The organism is Sphaerotilus microaerophilus, from assembly GCF_023734135.1.
GTDB lineage: Bacteria > Pseudomonadota > Gammaproteobacteria > Burkholderiales > Burkholderiaceae_C > Sphaerotilus > Sphaerotilus microaerophilus.
The window spans coordinates 3,271,670-3,288,480 of sequence record NZ_AP025730.1; the positions used below are offsets into that span (position 1 = coordinate 3,271,670).

General features: G+C 69.3%; 17 protein-coding genes. 8 read left to right on the forward strand and 9 right to left on the reverse strand.

All coding sequences use genetic code 11. From position 1 onward, the window contains the following. The first annotated feature begins 58 nt into the window (after positions 1–58). A complete protein-coding gene (locus NGK70_RS14125) occupies positions 59–1,720 on the forward strand; it encodes a hypothetical protein (protein WP_251969169.1) in 1,662 nt (553 codons plus the stop codon). A gap of 175 nt (positions 1,721–1,895) precedes the next feature. On the opposite strand, the gene NGK70_RS14130 is transcribed toward NGK70_RS14125, so the two are convergent. The 3 genes from NGK70_RS14130 to NGK70_RS14140 form a co-directional block, all read right to left on the reverse strand. Further along, a complete protein-coding gene (locus NGK70_RS14130) occupies positions 1,896–2,663 on the reverse strand; it encodes an RES family NAD+ phosphorylase (RefSeq protein ID WP_251969170.1) in 768 nt (255 codons plus the stop codon). Beyond that, positions 2,660–3,067: an MbcA/ParS/Xre antitoxin family protein gene (locus tag NGK70_RS14135; RefSeq protein ID WP_251969171.1), complete on the reverse strand. Its 408-nt coding sequence runs from the start codon at positions 3,065–3,067 to the stop codon at positions 2,660–2,662. Before NGK70_RS14135 ends, NGK70_RS14130 begins: the two co-directional genes overlap by 4 nt. Before the next feature lie 167 nt (positions 3,068–3,234). Next, positions 3,235–5,754: a penicillin acylase family protein gene (locus NGK70_RS14140; RefSeq protein WP_251969172.1), complete on the reverse strand. Its 2,520-nt coding sequence runs from the start codon at positions 5,752–5,754 to the stop codon at positions 3,235–3,237. Between the two features lie 107 nt (positions 5,755–5,861). Here NGK70_RS14140 and NGK70_RS14145 point away from each other — a divergent pair, with 107 nt between their 5' ends. Genes NGK70_RS14145 through NGK70_RS14160 form a run of 4 tightly spaced genes read left to right on the forward strand, consistent with a single transcriptional unit; the run spans position 5,862 to position 9,252 of the window. Further along, positions 5,862–6,869 carry a D-2-hydroxyacid dehydrogenase family protein gene (locus NGK70_RS14145; RefSeq protein WP_251969173.1) on the forward strand — a complete coding sequence of 336 codons (1,008 nt, stop codon included), beginning with the start codon at positions 5,862–5,864 and terminating at the stop codon, positions 6,867–6,869. 4 nt (positions 6,870–6,873) lie between these two features. Continuing rightward, positions 6,874–8,064: an MFS transporter gene (locus NGK70_RS14150; protein WP_251969174.1), complete on the forward strand. Its 1,191-nt coding sequence runs from the start codon at positions 6,874–6,876 to the stop codon at positions 8,062–8,064. Next, positions 8,057–8,665 (forward strand): chromate transporter, encoded by a 609-nt coding sequence (locus NGK70_RS14155; protein ID WP_251969175.1) that lies wholly within the window; start codon positions 8,057–8,059, stop codon positions 8,663–8,665. The genes NGK70_RS14150 and NGK70_RS14155 overlap by 8 nt, the downstream gene beginning before the upstream one ends. A 50-nt stretch (positions 8,666–8,715) precedes the next feature. Continuing rightward, the gene (locus NGK70_RS14160) at positions 8,716–9,252 is read left to right on the forward strand and encodes a chromate transporter (RefSeq protein ID WP_251973784.1); all 537 of its coding nucleotides are present in this window, start codon (positions 8,716–8,718) and stop codon (positions 9,250–9,252) included. Positions 9,253–9,282: 30 nt separating this feature from the next. Here NGK70_RS14160 and NGK70_RS14165 read toward each other — a convergent pair whose 3' ends face one another. Genes NGK70_RS14165 through NGK70_RS14180 form a run of 4 tightly spaced genes read right to left on the reverse strand, consistent with a single transcriptional unit; the run spans position 9,283 to position 11,978 of the window. Continuing rightward, entirely contained in the window at positions 9,283–9,651 is a 369-nt protein-coding gene (locus tag NGK70_RS14165; RefSeq protein ID WP_251969176.1) for a hypothetical protein, read from the reverse strand. Between the two features lie 31 nt (positions 9,652–9,682). Next, positions 9,683–10,306, reverse strand: a complete 624-nt coding sequence (gene upp / locus NGK70_RS14170; protein WP_251969177.1) for a uracil phosphoribosyltransferase — start codon at positions 10,304–10,306, stop codon at positions 9,683–9,685. 39 nt (positions 10,307–10,345) lie between these two features. After that, complete coding sequence (gene rlmB, locus NGK70_RS14175; RefSeq protein ID WP_251969178.1) at positions 10,346–11,176, reverse strand: 23S rRNA (guanosine(2251)-2'-O)-methyltransferase RlmB; 831 nt, start codon at positions 11,174–11,176, stop codon at positions 10,346–10,348. Between the two features lie 19 nt (positions 11,177–11,195). Continuing rightward, positions 11,196–11,978: an ABC transporter ATP-binding protein gene (locus tag NGK70_RS14180; protein WP_251969179.1), complete on the reverse strand. Its 783-nt coding sequence runs from the start codon at positions 11,976–11,978 to the stop codon at positions 11,196–11,198. Between NGK70_RS14180 and NGK70_RS14185 the strand changes: the two genes are divergently transcribed. The 3 genes from NGK70_RS14185 (at position 11,977) to NGK70_RS14195 (ending at position 14,774) form a co-directional block, all read left to right on the forward strand. Then, complete coding sequence (locus NGK70_RS14185; RefSeq protein WP_428985518.1) at positions 11,977–12,699, forward strand: arylesterase; 723 nt, start codon at positions 11,977–11,979, stop codon at positions 12,697–12,699. The genes NGK70_RS14180 and NGK70_RS14185 overlap by 2 nt on opposite strands. Before the next feature lie 9 nt (positions 12,700–12,708). Further along, complete coding sequence (locus NGK70_RS14190) at positions 12,709–13,203, forward strand: hypothetical protein (RefSeq protein ID WP_251969180.1); 495 nt, start codon at positions 12,709–12,711, stop codon at positions 13,201–13,203. Positions 13,204–14,375: 1,172 nt separating this feature from the next. Beyond that, the gene (locus NGK70_RS14195; RefSeq protein ID WP_251969181.1) at positions 14,376–14,774 is read left to right on the forward strand and encodes an endonuclease domain-containing protein; all 399 of its coding nucleotides are present in this window, start codon (positions 14,376–14,378) and stop codon (positions 14,772–14,774) included. A 182-nt stretch (positions 14,775–14,956) separates the two neighbouring features. On the opposite strand, the gene NGK70_RS14200 is transcribed toward NGK70_RS14195, so the two are convergent. Next, positions 14,957–15,619, reverse strand: coding sequence for a hypothetical protein (locus NGK70_RS14200; protein ID WP_251969182.1), 663 nt, complete (start codon positions 15,617–15,619; stop codon positions 14,957–14,959). A gap of 188 nt (positions 15,620–15,807) precedes the next feature. Then, a complete protein-coding gene (locus NGK70_RS14205; protein ID WP_310742530.1) occupies positions 15,808–16,737 on the reverse strand; it encodes an SOS response-associated peptidase in 930 nt (309 codons plus the stop codon). Positions 16,738–16,811 lie beyond the last annotated feature (74 nt).

Below are 16,811 nucleotides of genomic sequence, written 5' to 3' on the forward strand. Positions count from 1 at the left end.
CCCGGAACGGTTCGGGTGTCACGATCACAATGGCCGGGCTCTACCATCCATCCTCTGCGTGATCATCGCCATGAAAACACGACGTGCGGTTCTGATGTCCTCCGTCACCACGCTGGCCGGAGCTTCCTGGGCGGAGTTCAGCGCCGCGCAGAACCTGCCGGTCAGTCCGGTCGGCCGGGGCACCGGGAAGCAGGTGGACGTGACCGCAGCCCCCTGGCGGGCTGACCCGACGGGAAGCCGTTCGGCTACCCTCGCCATCGAGGCAGCAGCAGCATCACTACAAGACGGTGATGTGCTGTGGGCACCAGCCAGTAGTGCATTCCTCATCGACCATCCGTGGGAGGCGTTCTCCGACTCTGATCCGGTGGACCTGCCTGGTCGTGGCAGGGCCGTGGTATCCATCATTCGCAAGCGCGCTATCACCATTGACTTCAACGGATCGACCGTGCGTACCGTCAACCACCCGATCGACGCGAAGGGCGGGCTGCTGTTTGCTTTCTTCAAGAACGCGCCGGATTGCCGTGTCACGGGCATCCATTTCGACATGTCGTTCACGGGCTGGAACACCCTCGCGCGACGATACTCCCTCTGTGGCGGCGTGATGGCATTCGACAAGTATGGCGGGGCCACACCAAGCTCGACTCTCTGTTCTGGCTTCGAGGCCGACCACCTGAGCTTCAAGCTGTTTCACCCGCAGGGGGCCTTCTCAGTCACGAATGCCCCCCACGGCGTGGACAACAACAACGGGCACAAGATCCTCAGTGTCTTTGCCTCGGGAGATTCTGCAGCGGCCAGCGAAGACACGCAGAACCGCGGGCTCTACCTTCACGACATTACGTTCCTGGACGGGCACAACGGCTACGGATGCTGGGGTGTGGCGTACAGCGATGCGCGCTTTCAGCAGATCACGGCCAAGGCATGTACCGGTGCGTACTACCACCAGCCCAGTGCCAAGATGGCAGGAGCCAACTTTCTCGGCCCCGTACGCTACTACCAGTATCGCTGCAAGGGCCTTGAGATCGTCGGCATCCTGGCCCGTTCCATCCCGTACGCCCAACGGACAGGGGCATTCATGGGGCTGTGCGGTGCAGTGCATGTCCATAGCGGGTTGCCCGACAACACCGGTGGCGGTGCCGTCATCCGCAACATCCAGGCGATCCTGGATGGCGAGACGACCCAGCTAGGGCCGTCATTCGACGTGGGAGTGTCCTCGACCCTATCCGGCATCGTCGGAATCGAGGATGTGCGCATCGATTGCCACACACAGTCAGCCGCCGTGGGGCTACTGCTGGTCGGCAATGACGGCAGCGCGCAATCTCACTACAGGGTGGTCCAGATTCAAGGCTCGCAGCGGCTGAATGGGCCCCTGATCGAGGTTCTGAACGGTAGTAACGTTTCGGACGCGCGCCGAACCATCAAGAGCCTGTACATCGACCGACCCCGTGCGCTCGGATTCGGCTCCGCCGGTTCGATTTTCATGCAATCCGCTGGAAAGACCTTCTTCGGCGTCGAAAAGGTCACCATCACCGGCGGGGAGTTTTCCGGCGAGAAATCGATGCTGCCGGGACACGCCATCAACTTCCAGGGCCGTACCGATGGTGACACCCTGGAGGTCACCGACTGTGTGGTCAAGTCCCCGGTCAAGCCCATCTCTGCAGGGTCGGCGCGCCTCGTCGAGCGAGGCAACGAACACAACAACGGATCGGGCGGTGAACGGTGATTCCCGCGTCCGCGACCTGGCAGATGTCGCCGGCTAGGCCGCACGCGACGGCAGCGGAGCGCTGCTACCGTCGATAAGGTCGGTAAGAAAAGTGGAGCTTGCTTCACATTGTTATTTTACATAATACACATCGTCATGCATTGCGAATGCGGGGGTCGTGGAGAAGGGCCTGCCTTCAGAAGTCTTCATCCCCCCGCTGCGGCAGCGGCACCAGGCGGCTGACGGAGCGCACGGGCTCTGGGCGCTCCTTCACATACCAGTGGCTGATTTGCCGGCCGTCCCAGTGCAGGCCGAGGTGCCGGTCGACGCGTGCCGGGCCGAGGGCGCGCGGGCGCCACACGGCGACGCAGTGTCCGTCGGGGTCGCGCACGCTGCGGTAGTAGGCGCCCCAGCTGCCGCGCTCGCGCAGCCGTTGGCCCAGGATCTGCGCGGTGCCATAGGCCTCCGGATCCTCCACGGCTGGCAGTTGCGTGGCGGCCCACTGGCGCAGGTCATGCATCGGAGCGACCACGTCGGCCAGGATGAGGCGCAGGTCCAGGTCGATCGGGCCCTCGCGGGTGTACGACAGGAAGCGCGCCCGGTGGTGGCTGACCTCGGCGACCGCGGTTTCCAGCCGGTCGGCGGCGTAGTAGACGCCCCAGCTGCCGTTGGAGAAGCGCGAGCCGTCCGGGTTCAGGTGCGTGAAGGCGGCCATGATGGGCGTGCTGCCCGGGCCGCTGACACGGTCGGCCGGGCGCACCAGGCTGAGCTCACCCAGCTCCTGGCGCAGGCGCGGATTGGTGAGCGATTCGATCGCGAACACCACTTCCAGGTCCGCCGGGTCGGCAATCTGGTCGTACAGGCCGGCGGTCGGAAAGCGCGAGGCGATCAGCCGGTAGCTCGGCTGCCAGGCCTCGTCGGTGACGGGGATGCTGGCCAGCAGCGCCTCGTCAGAGGGGTTCATGCCTTGCCGCCGCGCTGGGCATCCAGGTACTGGCGCACGACGTAGAGGTCGGCCACCTGGCCGCCCATCATCCGGTCGAGCGCGCTGGCCCCGGCGAACAGCGGTGCCGAGTTGGGCTTGCGCAGCCACTCGTGCGCCCGCTCGGGCACCGGCAGCAAAACCTGCAGCGCGGCGTAGATGCCGAAGAGGTAGGACAGCCGCTCCAGCACCGCGCCGTCCAGCGGGCCGGCCTTGCCCTGGCGCCATTGGTAGAAGGTGCTGCGCCGGGCGCCGAGCAGCACCATCTGCTCCTGGGCCGACAGCTTCCAGGCCTCCGCCAGGCGCCAGAAGGTGCGCAGTGCGGCGGCGGCTGCTTCGGCGCTGTGCAGGTCGACGGGCGCGTTGGCTTGGCTGAGTGCACTCATGACGTGCCACCTTGCGAGGTGATTTGATGTCCTACTGTACTCCTGTAGCGGATTAACTAAAGACTTTATTCCTGAACCGGACTTAATAAATCACTTTAGGTTCGTGGAACACGTTGTCATTCAATGGCTTGTAGTCCTTTTGTGAAGTGACCTTCAAGTGGACCTTGTCACTGCCCTGCCCCGTCCTGGGCTGTCAGGACCAGCTTGCGGACGGTGCCAGCGGGCTGCGGCCACAGCGAAACGTAGCGCACAGCGGCCCAGTCGGCGGCGAAATCGCGGTAGTGCGGGCTGAAGAACAGGCCCGACTGGCCGGTGGAATGGATCACCCGCGAGCGGGATGGATCGGCCAGGTCGTAGAGGGCGCGCAGGCTCGGGCCGTGCTCGCTGGCGTAGGTGTGGCTGCCCACGGGCCCGGGGTGGAGGGTGACGCGGGTGGCGTTGACGCTGTGGGTGTCGCCACCGGTGGGAACCTGCACCTCGAAGAAGCGGGCCAGCGCGGCCACCTTGCTGAAGGGCCGGTGCTCCGAGCGGGCGACGTGCAGGTCGCTCCAGCGCCACTTCGCCGGGGCCGGGCCAAGGCGCTGGCTGAGTTCGGCCAGGGCCTGGTCGAGCGCGGTGTCGGCCCGGTTGGCGCAGGTTTCAGCGGCGGGGGTGGCCTTGTCGTCACACCACCAGCCGTCCTGGCGGCTGACGATGCCCTCGATCGCCTCGCGGAAGGTGCGGCGCTCGCTGAAGGCGGTGTTCCACAACGGGCCGAGTTCGTCGGCCAGCACCAGTGCGGTGAAGGCCCGCAGCCAGGCGTGAAAGACCGCGGGGGCGGCCGCGTCGGCGGTCATCTGGCCATCGAAGGCGGCAAGCGCCGGGGCCAGCGCGGCGGCCCCCGGGTGCTGGCTGCGCGCCGCGCGGAAGGTCGCCAGCAGCGGCTGCACCGCCAGGGAGCGCTCGTCGCGCTGGATCGCGGCCAGGCTGTCCAGGTCGTGTTGCGGTTGGGCTGCCAGCAGCTGCTCGATGCGCTGTTGGCGCCAGGGCGCGGTCCACTCGCTGGTCAGGAAGTGCGGGTAGTCGGCGGGCACCACCCGCTGGTTGGCGGTGGCGATCCAGCCGCGCGCCGGGTCGCGCTCGCGCGGGGTGGACTCGGCGTCCAGCCAGCCGTCCCAGTCGTAGCGGGCCTCCCAGCCGGGGGCAGGTACGAGCCCGCGCAGGTCGTGCTCGGGTTTGCGCAGTGGCACACGCCCCGGTGCGACGAAGCCGATGTGGCCCTGCCCGCCCTGGGCGTCGGCCACCACCATGTTCTGCATCGGCGCGGTGTGGCTGGCCGCGGCGGCGATGAACTCTGCCACCGACCTGGCCCGGTTGAAGCGCAGGTTGGCGGTGATGGCACCGGGGTCGGGCTCCAGCGCCGTCCAGCGCAGCGCGATGGCGTAGCGTTCGCCCGATCCGTCGCCCGCCTCGCCGCCTGTCAGCCCGGCGGTGGCCGCCGTGGCGGCGTCGGAGATCACCGGGCCGTGGCGGCTGCTGCGCAGGCGCAGCGTCACCGGGGCCTGGCCGCGCACGGCGATGGTTTCCTCGCGGGTCTCGAAGCGTGCCCAGCCACCGCCGGGCGTCTGGTAGCGCTGGGGGTCGCGCGGGTCCAGGCGCTCCAGGTAGAGGTCCTGCACGTCCGGGTTGGTGTTGGTGTAGCCCCAGGCGATGTCGCGGTTCTGCCCCAGCACCACCGCGGGCAGGCCCGGCAGGGTCGCGCCGGCCACGTGCAGGTCGGGTGCTTCGATGCGGGCGAAGTACCACAGCGCCGGGCTGCTCAACTTGAGGTGGGGGTCGTTGGCCAGCAGGGGCTTGCCACTGCGGCTGTGGCTGCCGGCAACCACCCAGTTGTTGGAGCCGACGCCCTCGATGCCGGATTCGGGCGCCGCGGCGGCCAGCCGGTCGATGGTCCGATCCAGCCCGTGGGCGCCATCGGCGACGCGCCATTCGCGGGCCAGCGCGGGGTAGTCGGCCGTGGGCAGCGGCGCCTCCCCGGGATAGGGGGGCAGGAGTTCCCGGATGCGCGCCAGGTCCAGCCGGCTGGCCAGGCGCAGGCGCAGCAGCTCGCCGGTCCAGTTGCCGCCCAGGTCCCAGGCCATCATGATCGACCAGGCCAGGCTGTCCACCGGCTCCCAGGGCTGCGGGTGCAGGCCGAGCAGCAGGAACTCGGGTGGCCGGGCGCGCAGGTGGTCGCCCAGGTAGGCGTTGACGCCGGCGGTGTAGGCCAGCAGCGCCTCGCGGCCCTCGCCGCCCTGGGCCTGCAGGCGCTCCCACTGCGCGGCGGCGGCGCGGCGCACGCCCAGGGCGCGCAGGAACTTGTCGGTGTCCAGCGCCGCAGGGCCGAAGGCCTCCGCCAGCCGGCCCGCACCGATGCGGCGGTGCGTCTCCATCTGCCAGAGCCGGTCCTGCGCATGGGCGAAGCCCAGCCCGAACCAGGCTGCAGCGGCGCTGGCCGCGCGGATGGTCGGGATGCCGTGCGCATCGCGCTCGATCGTCACCTCGCCCGGCGCCCCACCGACAGAGGCCGGCAGCCCCCGCACCGCCAGCCGCCCGCTGTCGACCGGCAGGGCCCGCTCGCGGTAGAGCCATGCCCCGCCCGCCGTGCCCAGGGCGATCACGCCCAGCGCCGCAGCCCCCCTGCCCGCCCACCGTCGCCAAGCTGCCATGAACCTCTCCGTGACGGCCGGGATCCGGCCAGGGCACAAGCCTAGCCGAGCTTGCGCAGGCACAATGTCACGTCTGTGTGTCAAGCCCGTGCAGCCCCTCTGAGCCCATGAACATCCTGATCCTCGACGACTACCAGGACGCGGTCCGCAAGCTCCCCTGCGCGGAGCGGCTCGCCGGGCACAACGTCAAGGTCTACACCAACACGGTCAAGGGCATCGGGCAGCTGGCCGTGCGGCTCAAGGACGCCGAGATCCTGGTGCTGATCCGCGAGCGCACCCAGTTCCCGCGGGCCCTGCTGGAAAAGCTGCCCCGCCTGCGCCTGATCGCCCAGACCGGGCGGGTCGGCCCACACATCGATGTCGAGTCCTGCACGCGCCAGGGCATCGCGGTGGCCGAGGGCGTGGGCTCGCCGGTGGCGCCGGCCGAGCTGACCTGGGCGCTGATCTTGGCGGCGATGCGCCGGCTGCCGCAGTACATCGCCAACCTCAAGCACGGCGCCTGGCAGCAGTCGGGGCTGAAGGCCGGGTCGATGCCGCCCAACTTCGGGTTGGGCATGGTGCTGCGCGGCAAAACGCTGGGCGTCTGGGGCTACGGGCGCATCGGCAAGCTGGTGGCCGGCTATGGGCGGGCCTTCGGCATGGAGGTGCGCATCTGGGGCCGCGAGCCTTCGCGCGCGCAGGCCGCGGCGGACGGCTTTGCGGTGTTCGAGAGCCGCGCGGCCCTGTTCGCCGAGAGCGACGTGCTGAGCGTGCACCTGCGGCTGACCGACGACACCACCGGCATCGTCAAGGCGGAGGACCTGGCGCGCATGAAGCCGACGTCGCTGTTCGTCAACACCTCGCGCGCCGAACTGCTCGACGACAACGTGCTGATCACCGCCCTGAACCGCGGCCGGCCCGGCATGGCGGCGGTGGACGTGTTCGAGAGCGAGCCCATCCTGCAGGGCCACCCGCTGCTGCGGCTGGAGAACGCGGTGTGCACGCCGCACATCGGCTACGTGGAGCTGGACAGCTACCAGCTCTATTTCAATGCCGCGTTCGACAACATCCTGAACTACCTGGCCGGCTCGCCGACGAACATCGTCAATCCGCAGGCGCTGCGCATGATCGGGTGAGGGCTTGAACACCCTCGCCGACGAACGCCAGCAGCTCGGCGTGCGTGCCGCCCTGCTCTACGGCAATTTCGCGATCGGCTGCGGCGTGATGGTGGTGGCCGGCTCGCTCAACGACCTGGTGCGCTCGCTGGGCGTGTCCGTGGCGGTGGGCGGCCAGCTCATCAGCGTCGGGGCGGCCTGCATGTGCTTTGGCGCGCCGCTGCTGGCCGCCGCGGTGGCGGGCTGGGACCGCCGCCGGCTGCTCACCGCCGCGCTGCTGTGGTTTGCCATCGGCCACGCGCTGTGTGCGCTGGCGCCCAACTTCGCCACCCTGCTGCCGCTGCGCGCCCTCGCGGTGCTGGCAGCAGCGGTCTTCACGCCCCAGGCCGCCGCGGCAATCGGCCACATGACCGCGCCGCAGCAGCGCGGCCGGGCGATCACCACGATCTTCCTCGGCTGGTCGCTGTCCTCGGTGATCGGCATGCCGGTGCACGCCTACATCGGCGAGGCCTTTGGCTGGCGCTGGGCCTATGCGCTGGTGGTGCTGCTGTCGGCCAGCGGCGCGGCCTGGGTGTGGCGCGTCATGCCCGACGGCGTGCGCCCGCCCGCGCTGTCCCTGGCCGCCTGGCGCGAGGTCTTCACCCACCCGGTGCTGATGGCCATCGTCGCCGTCACCGCGCTGTCCAGCGCCGGGCAGTTCACGCTGTTCTCCTACCTCGCGCCCTACTACCGCGAGGTGATGCACGCCGGCGCGGGCGAGATCAGCCTGCTGTTCATGGGCTTTGGCGCCTTCGGGGTGCTGGGCAATGTGCTCATCACCCGGCACATCGACCGCATCGGCCCGGCCCGGGCGGCCGGCTGGGCGGTGGCGCTGATGGCCGTGGGCATGCTGCTGTGGCCGCTGGGCGCACTCGCTGGCTCGCTGGCGGTGACGATGCTGGTGATCGTGCCCTGGGCGCTGGGCTGCTTCGCGTCCAACTCCGCCCAGCAGGCCCGCCTCGGCCAGGCCGCCCCGGTGCTGGCACCGGCACTGATGGCGCTGAACACCTCGGCCATCTACTTCGGCCAGGCCGCCGGTGCGGCCAGTGGCGGGCTGATGCTGAGCGGCTCGGGCTACCAGTGGCTGAACTGGGTCGGCCTGGTGTGGCTGCTGGCGGCGGTGTCGCTGAGCCACTGGGCGGCCCGGCGCATGGACCGCGACCCCCACCATGTCTGACATCACCTCCCCCGCAGCGGAACAGGCCCGTGCCGCACCGGCATCGCCGGCCGAGCTGTTCCGCGTCTTCACCCGCCTGGCGATGCAGGGCTTTGGCGGCGTGCTGCCGATCGCCCAGCGCGAGCTGGTGGAGCGCTGCGGCTGGCTGACGCAGGCGCAGTTCCTGGAGCTGCTGGCGGTGGGCCAGGTGCTGCCGGGGCCGAACATCGTCAACGTCGCGCTGATGTACGGCGACCGCTGCTTCGGCTGGCGCGGCGCGCTGGCCGCCTGCAGCGGGCTGCTGCTGCTGCCGTTGGGGGTGGTGTTGGCGGCCACGGTGCTGTACCAGCAGCTGGCCACCCAGCCGATGGTGGCCGGCGCCCTGCGCGGCATGGGGGTGGTGGCGGCCGGGCTGGTCATCGCCACCGGCAGCAAGCAGCTGGCTGGCCTGAAGCGCCACCCGCTCGGCCGCACGGTGGCCCTGGGCTATGCCCTGCTCACGGCCGCGCTGGTCGGTGGGCTGCGCTGGCCGATGGCTGCCGTGGTGCTGGGCCTGGGCGGCGTGGCCATGCTGCACGTGGCCTGGGTACTGCGGCGTGGCGCGGCCAAGGGGCCGCGATGAGCGCGCTCGACGCCCTCCTCGACCTGTCGCGCTGGTCGGCAGTGCTGGGCATGCACGGCATGGATACGGCAGCGCTGTTCGGCCTGTTCGGCCACTTCCTGCTGCTGTCCATGCTGGCGGTGGGCGGCGCGATCACCACCGCGCCGGACATGCAGCGCTACCTGGTGCAGGAGCACGGCTGGCTGAGCGATGCGCAGTTCAGCGCCTCGATCGGCCTGGCGCAGGCCGCGCCGGGGCCGAACATCCTCTTCGTCGCCGTGCTGGGCTGGAACGTGGCCGGCCTGGCCGGCATGGTCGCCACGATGGCCGGCATCCTGATCCCCAGCTCCACGCTGGCCTTCGCGGCCTCACGCTGGCTGGGCAGCCGGCGCGAGCGGCTCGGCGTGCGCGCCTTCACCGCCGGTCTGGCGCCGCTGACCATCGGCCTGCTCTGGTCGACCGGCTGGGTGCTGGCCACGCCCGTGCGCCACCAGTGGAGCGCCTGGCTGCTGCTGGGCCTCACGCTGCTGGTGATGCTGCGCACCCAGGTCAGTCCGATGTGGCTGATCGGCCTGGGCGCGCTGGTTGGCGCGGCCGGCTGGGTCTGAGCCGAGATCGATGTCGCGCCGGCCTGGGGCTCAGCGCGGGCTTTCGTGGAAGACGTAGGGCGTCGAGTAGTCGCTGATCTCAAAGTAGACCCGCTTCTCACCGTCGTCGGCCGTGCCGTTGAGGTTCTCGTCCAGGATGCCGTAGCCGTAGCGATACGGGCGCGGATTGGTGTCGTCGGTGCCGTAGGCGGTGCTGATCTTGTCGATCTTGACGAAGCGCTTGACCACCTTGTCCCCCGCGTAGATCTCCAGCACGCCGTTGGTGCCGGTCCAGTTCTGGATGCCGCGGCGGATCTCGTTCTGGGTTTCCTGGGTGCAGCCGGCCAAGGCCAGCAAGGCGGCGCCGGCCAGTAGCGTGCAGGTGGCGCCAAGGCGACGTGGGCTCAGGGAGGTCTTCATCAAGTGGATCCTTGTCAGTCGGCGGCGCGGCTCAGCGGGTGCCGAAGATGCGGTCGCCCGCGTCCCCCAGGCCGGGCAGGATGTAGCCGTCGGCATTGAGGTGGCTGTCGATGGCGGCCGTCCAGCAGCGCACGTCGGGGTGGGCCTTCTCCAGCGCGGCAATGCCTTCGGGCGCTGCCACCAGCACCAGCGCGCGGATGTCGCGGCAGCCCCGCGCCTTGAGCATGTCGACGGTGGCGATCATCGAACCCCCGGTGGCCAGCATCGGGTCCAGGATCAGCGCGGTGCGCTCGTCCAGGTGGCCGACGAAGCGGTCCACATAGGGCTCGGGCTGCAGCGTCTCGTGGTTGCGCGCCACGCCCACCACGCTGACCTTCGCGTTCGGGATCATGTCCAGCGCGCCATCGAGCATGCCCAGGCCGGCCCGCAGGATCGGCACCAGCGTGACCTTGCGACCGGCGATGCGCTCCACCGGAATTTCGCCGCACCAGCCGGTGACCGTGGCCGGCTCCAGCGGGAAGTCGGCCGTGGCCTCGTAGACCAGCAGCCGGGCGATCTCGCCGGTCAGCTCGCGGAACTTCTTGGTCGAGCCTTCCTCGCGCAGGAGGCCGACCTTGTGGCGAATCAGGGGGTGAGGAACGGCGAGGACGGGCATCGGGCGTGACGGCGGTGCGTGGCAACGCCCGCAGTGTACTCAGCCGGGTGTGTCGTTTTCACGATCTGCGTCAGCCTCCTCGGGCTCCACAGGCTCCTGCTCCTGCGCATCCTCTGCTTCCTGCGCCGCCGCCCGGCGCTGGCGCAGCGCCTCGTACAGGCACACCGCGGTGGCCACCGAGACGTTCAGGCTCTCCACCGCGCCGCTCATCGGGATGTGCACCAGCTGGTCGCAGGTCTGGCGGGTGAGCTGGCGCATGCCGTCGCCCTCGGCGCCCAGCACCAGGGCCACAGGGCCGGTGAGGTCCACGTCGTAGATCGACGCCTCGGCGTCGTCGCTGGCGCCGATCAGGCGCAGGTCGCGCTCCTTGAGTTCGCCCATCGTGCGCGCCAGGTTCGGCACCATGAAATAGGGCACCGTCTCGGCCGCGCCGCTGGCCACCTTGGCGACGGTGGCGTTGATGCCCGCGGCGTTCTTCTGCGGCGCGATCACCGCCTGCACGCCCGCGCCATCGGCCACGCGCAGGCAGGCGCCGAGGTTGTGCGGGTCGGTCACGCCGTCGAGCAGCAGCAGCAGCGGCACGCCGCCCACGGCCTCCAGCTCCTCCAGCAGCTCGTCGATCGAGTGGCGCTGCGGCAGCGGGTCCACCCGCGCGGCCACGCCCTGGTGGCGCGGCGAGTGGGCCAGCTTGCACAGGCGGGCGTCGTCGCTCTCCACCAGCGTGGCGCCGGCGGCGCGGGCGCGCTCGACGAAGTGGCGCATGCGGGCGTCACGCCGCGACGGGTCGAAGTACAGCTCGCGCACGGTTTGCGGCGCGATCTTCAGGCGCACGGTCAGGGCATGGAAGCCGAACAGCAGGTTGGCAGGCATCAGGGGTCCGATCAGGAATTCAAGCGGCTGCCGCGGTGGCGGCAACGGCGGAGGCATCAGCAGCGGCATCAGTGGCGGCACCGCCGGCCAGGGCCGCAGCGGCATCGCCGCCAGGGGCGCGGACGGCCACGTCGGCGGTGATCCGCCCCGCCTCGATGCGGATCTGGCGGTCGCAACGGGAGGCGATTGCCGGGTCGTGGGTCACCAGCACCAGCGTGGTGCCCACCTCGCGGTTGAGGTCGAACATCAGCTGCATCACCGCCTCGCCGGTGGCATGGTCGAGGCTGCCGGTGGGCTCGTCGGCAAAGAGCACCGCCGGGCGCAGCACGAAGGCGCGCGCCAGCGCCACGCGCTGCTGTTCGCCGCCCGACAGCAGGCGCGGGTAATGCCCCAGGCGCTCGCCCAGGCCGACGCGCTGCAGCATCTCGGTGGCCAGGCGGCGGGCCTGGCGGTCCCCGCGCAGCTCCAGCGGCAGCATCACGTTCTCCAGTGCGCTCAGGTGGCCCATCAGCTGGAAGCTCTGGAACACGAAGCCCACGCGCTCGCCCCGCACCGCAGCGCGGGCGTCCTCGTCCAGCGTGAACAGGTCCACCCCCGCCAGCCGGACCTGGCCGCTGGTCGGCAGGTCCAGCCCCGCCAGGATGGACAGCAGCGTGCTCTTGCCGGAGCCCGAGGCGCCGACGATCGCCACCGACTCGCGCTCGGCGAGGCTGAATTCGATCTCGTGCAGAATCGTCAGCACCCCCGTGGCATCGCGGACCTGCTTGGTCACGCCCTTGACTTCAATGATGTTCTTGCCCATGCGTTTGCAGCCCTGGCAGCGCGCCGGCTGCGTAGGTGTTGGTGTCAGTGTCGACCGGCGGCACTTTATCCTGCTCGGGCTGGCCGGCGCCGCCGGCATGGCTTGTGCCGCTTCGACCCCGACCACGACCGCGGCCCCCTCACCGAAACGACGCCTGCTGGTGGTCGGCGACAGCCTCTCGGCCGAATACGGCCTGCGCCGCGGCAGCGGCTGGGTGGCCCTGGCCGACCAGCGCCTGAAGGCCGAACTGCCCGGCACCGAGGTGGTCAACGCCAGCATCAGCGGCGACACCACCTCCGGGGGGCGCTCGCGCCTGGCCGCCCTGCTCGCCCAGCATCGCCCCACCCACGTGGTGATCGAGCTCGGCGGCAACGACGCCCTGCGCGGCCTGCCCCTGGAGATGACCCGCGCCAACCTGGCCGCCATGGCCCAACAGGCCAAGGCCGCCGGCGCCAAGGTCATGCTCATCGGCATGCAGGTGCCGCCCAACTACGGGCCGGGCTATACGCGGGACTTCCAGGCCCTGTTCCCCCAGGTCGCCAAACAGGAGTCAGCCGCCCTGCTGCCCTTCCTGCTGGCCGGCGTGGCTGACGATGCCGACCCGATGCGCTGGTTCCAGGCCGACCGCATCCACCCCAACGAGGCGGCGCATCCGCGCATCCTCGCCAACGTCTGGCCGGTGCTGCTGCCCTGGCTGAAGCAGCCTGGCGCGAAGGGATAGAGCCTGACCATGCCCACCGAAAGCCCCGACAACGAAGCCATCCACGAGCCACGCCGCTGGCGTGACAACGGCTGGACCGCCCAGGTCATCAAGAACAACGACGACGACGGCTGGGCCGTCGCGATGTACAAGGCCGGCGAAGCCGAGCCGGCCCTGGTCGGCCCCTGGACCATGGGGCGCGACAAGAAGAACCCCAAGCCGCTCGATCAGGCCGCCTTCAACACCCTGGTCAAGACGGCGGGCGAGGTGCTGCGCCGCCACGAGCAGCAGCGGCACGCCGAGCTGCACAAGGAGTTCACGCTGACCGGCACGGATGGATCGGTGGTGGTGATGATCGACATCGTGCCCGACGAGGAGCACCCCTACGCGCTGCTCAGCGCACGCGGCGCCTGGGGCGACACGATCGCCGAAGTGCGCGTGCCGCCCAGCTTCAAGCTGACGCGTGCCAGCGCCGCAGCGTGGCTGGAGGGCGGCTGTCAGCCACCGGGACGATCGGACAGGTGAGGTTCAGCAACCACCCCGCCCCTGCGGGACACCCCTCCGGAGGAGGGGAATGGAGACGCCGGCCGCCAGGGGCAGGCAACGCAGCATTGATTCCCCTCCGTTGGAGGGGTGGCAGGCGAAGCCTGACGGGGTGGTTCACGATGGCACAACGAGACTTGAATGCAACCACCCCGCCCCTGCGGGGCACCCCTCCGGAGGAGGGGAATGGAGACGCCGGCCGCCAGGGGCAGGCAACGCAGCATTGATTCCCCTCCGTTGAAGGGGTGGCAGGCGAAGCCTGACGGGGTGGTTCACGATGGCACAACGAGACTTGAATGCAACCACCCCGCCCCTGCGGGGCACCCCTCCGGAGGAGGGGAATGGAGACGCCGGCCGCCAGGGGCAGGCAACGCAGCATTGATTCCCCTCCGTTGGAGGGGTGGCAGGCGAAGCCTGACGGGGTGGTTCACGATGGCACAACGAGACTTGAATGCAACCACCCCGCCCCTGCGGGGCACCCCTCCGGAGGAGGGGAATGGGGACGCCGGCCGCCAGGGGCAGGCAACGCAGCATTGATTCCCCTCCGTTGGAGGGGTGGCAGGCGAAGCCTGACGGGGTGATTCACGATGTCACAACGAGACTTGAATGCAACCACCCCGCCCCTGCGGGGCACCCCTCCGGAGGAGGGGAATGGAGACGCCGGCCGCCAGGGGCAGGCAACGCAGCATTGATTCCCCTCCGTTGGAGGGGTGGCAGGCGAAGCCTGACGGGGTGATTCACGATGTCACAACGAGACTTGAATGCAACCACCCCGCCCCTGCGGGGCACCCCTCCGGAGGAGGGGAATGGAGACGCCGGCCGCCAGGGGCAGGCAACGCAGCATTGATTCCCCTCCGTTGGAGGGGTGGCAGGCGAAGCCTGACGGGGTGGTTCACGATGGCACAACGAGACTTGAACGCAACCACCCCGCCCCTGCGGGGCACCCCTCCGGAGGAGGGGAATGGAGACGCCGGCCGCCAGGGGCAGGCAACGCAGCATTGATTCCCCTCCGTTGGAGGGGTGGCAGGCGAAGCCTGACGGGGTGGTTCACGATGGCACAACGAGACTTGAATGCAACCACCCCGCCCCTGCGGGGCACCCCTCCGGAGGAGGGGAATGGGGACGGTTCCAGGTTCACCCGGAACTATCGGTCGTTGCCGTTCAACCCTCGGTTGAAGGAACGGGCCAAGGCATTGCGCAAGGCGGGCAATCTGTCCGAAGTGCTGCTCTGGAATCAGCTCAGGAAGGGGCAGTTCAAGGGGCTGGATTTCGACCGGCAGAAGATCATTGGCAACTACATCGTGGACTTCTTCTGCGCCGAGAAGAACACCGTCGTCGAGGTGGATGGCAGCAGTCACGACGACAAGGCGGACTATGACGCACAACGCGACGCCTTTCTGGCGGGGCTGGGCCTGCATGTGGTCCATATCCTGGACAAGGACGTGAAGCAGGACATGGCCGCTGTCATGGGCTTCTTGATGCAGCAGATGTTTCCTGACCCGCAGGGCGCCGTGACCTGGGATTCAAGCCGTTGCCTGGGTCACTCACGCTGACTGTGCCGTCACTTTCCGCTGATGGCTGGCCTGGCAGTCGCCGCGTCGGCCCTGCCGTTCGATTTCACCCATGTCGGCAACTTCGGACACATGAGCCACACCGGCGACTCCGCCGGCAAGGCAGCGCTGGCCAGTGACCCTGCCCCCCTGCCCTCCTCCCGCCCTCGCCCCCGCTCAGCCTCTCAGGTCACCAGCACCCGCAGCGGGCTCGTCCAGGGTCCGGAACCCCGGTTGTTGACCCCGCGCATGCGCACCCAGACGAAGCCGGGCCTCAAGTCATCGACAGTGAAGCGCTGTACCGAAAACACCGTCTGCACGTGCGACCAGACCGAGGCTTCAGTACTCACGCTGCTCGGGTCGGTGGACGCGGTCTGCACCTCGTAGCCCAGCGCACCCTCGGCGCGGTTGGCATGCAGCTCGATCCGCCCGGTGTGTTCGGTCGGTGCACCGCGCAGGCCAGCCATCGGCCCCGGCAGCGCACCATTGCCATTCGAGGCGCGCGCCTGCTCCTGCCTGAGCTCGAAGCCGGTGCTGCCCAGTTTGGCCACATCGCCGTTGGCCGTGAACTCCACGTAAGCGGCCAGGCGCTTCAGCAGCTCGACGAAGCTGCGCCGCGTTTCCTTGCGCACCGCGATCTTCTGCGAGTCGTGCGTCAACGCTGCGTAGTAGGCGTCCCGGTACCCCTGGTAGGCCAAATCCAGCTGATCCCAGCTGGGTGTGGCGTCGCCCCAGGGCTGAGGAAACACCGGGTTCTCCTTCATCGCAGTCACCGCTGCGCCGCCGTAGGCGAGCAAATCCGGGTCGCTGCGCCGTTCCAGGCCAAGAATCAACTTCGGCTGAAGCATGATGAATTCCCCCATCGAATCAAGTCGCATCACCGTGATGCCCAGCCATCTTGCTGAGCCCTGGCGGCGCGGGGGGTCACTCGAAAGGGGGAAGCGGGCGTGAATGTTCCGCAGCGCCGGACCCCCTTTTGGGTTGGGGGCACCAGGAACCTGCAGCCGCTGTTCCCAGACGCGGCCACCGGTGCCATTCAGGTCGGCGCAGGCTCGGCCACGAACAGCTCGGCCGATGCCAGCCGCACCAGCTGGGCCGCCTGTTCCAGGGGCGCGTGCAGCCAGGTGTCCACGTCCTCAGGCTCGATCGGCACCACCGACCGCTTGTCCTGCAGGTGGGCCGGCCGCTTGGGGTCGGGCTTGTGCATCCGCGCCATCAGCGGGTGGGCATCGGCGTTCAGGGTGAGCATGGTGTAGGACTCGACCAGCTCGCCCGTGGCCGGATCGGTCCAGGTGCTCCACAGCCCGGCCAGGCTCCAGGGCTCGCCATCTGCGCGAGTGAAGCGCCATGGCACGTGCCTGCCCGTCTCCCAGCAGGGCTCGAAGAAGGCGGCCGCCGGGATGACGCAGCGCTGTCCACGCGCCCAGGGGTGCTTGTAGCTGGCCTTCTGGGCCAGCTCTTCCGACCGGGCGTTGCAGGTGGGGTACTTGAGCTTGCGCTCCTTGGCGAACCAAGGGATCAGGGCCCACTGGCCGACCACCAGCTCGCGCCCGGGCGCAACGGTGTCACGGGCAGCGCGGAGAAATGGGCCGGCGTAGGCCGGGAACATGTCATGCGCCCACCATCGCGGCTGGTTGCGCGCGCCGATGTGCCAGAAGCGCTCGATGGCCGCCTGCTCGGGGGTGATGTAGCGGGTGCACATGCGCGTGACTCTAGCGGCCGCGCGCTGTCCATGCCAATCTGGCCGCGCTTCGCGGAAACCCTGGTCCTGCAGGTCGAAGCTGAAGACCTGTGCGGGTGGGGAACGGGTGCCGGTGTGGATCGAACCCTCGATGGACCACCTCGCCACGGTGGTTGTGCCGAACGACGCGATCACGCAGCGCAAGTCTTCGCCTTGCTCCACCGTCACTGGACCCAACAGACACTGCGGGCACTTGAACCAGTCGCGTGCATCGCTGAACTCCACGAATCGCTGCTCGATCCTCTCAAACCGGCGGGCGGCGTGAATCAGTCGATCCAGTGTTCTTGGATCAAGTCGCA